Here is a 593-nt window from a genome sequence, read left to right as displayed (position 1 = left end):
TTTTCTACGTAGGTTTTCAAGACCTCCAAGGTAACGCCGCCTGCGGTCGCGGCGAAGTACGACCTCGACCAGAACAACCCCGTTCGTCCGCCGTGAAGGATGTCCGGGTGGTTCTTGCGGATCATTCTTGATGAGACCGTTTTCAACGAGTTGACGATGCTGGAGACGCTCGAATCCGCCGGGAACCGCAGCAGAAGGTGAACGTGATCTGCCTCGCCGTTGATTTCAAGAGGCGTACAGCCGAGCTTGACGGCGGTCTCCTTCAAGGTCGTCTTCATTTCATCAAGAATCTCGGGCGTCATGACTTTGCGGCGGTACTTGGTCGTGAAAACCAAATGAACGCAGAGTTTGGTGACGCTGTGCCGCCGTCTGTCGTAGTTGGAAAGCAAGATGGACCTCCAATACGAAAAATGGTACAATAATCCTGTATTTTACAGCCTTCTTTGAAGTGAGCACCAATGCTTCGAGTCGTCAAAGTGCGCCTCTATCCGACAGCCGCGCAGGCCAATTTCCTGCGCGGCCAATTCGGTGCGGTGCGCTTTGTCTACAACAAGGGGCTTTACCTCAAGAAGCACTACTACAAAGCCAAGGGC

General features: G+C 53.5%; 2 protein-coding genes. One reads left to right on the top strand and one right to left on the bottom strand.

The features are described from left to right. A partial coding sequence (tnpA, locus tag HMPREF9440_RS05930; RefSeq protein ID WP_040764107.1) for an IS200/IS605 family transposase occupies window positions 1-389 on the bottom strand: 389 nt, incomplete at its 3' end. A 69-nt stretch (window positions 390-458) separates the two neighbouring features. Here tnpA and HMPREF9440_RS05925 point away from each other — a divergent pair. After that, window positions 459-593 (top strand): helix-turn-helix domain-containing protein (locus HMPREF9440_RS05925; protein ID WP_008542433.1); only part of this gene is annotated, 135 nt, incomplete at its 3' end.

The organism is Sutterella parvirubra YIT 11816, from assembly GCF_000250875.1.
GTDB lineage: Bacteria > Pseudomonadota > Gammaproteobacteria > Burkholderiales > Burkholderiaceae_F > Sutterella > Sutterella parvirubra.
The sequence above is the reverse complement of the archived record's forward strand: the minus strand, read 5'-3'. Positions and strand labels throughout refer to the sequence as shown.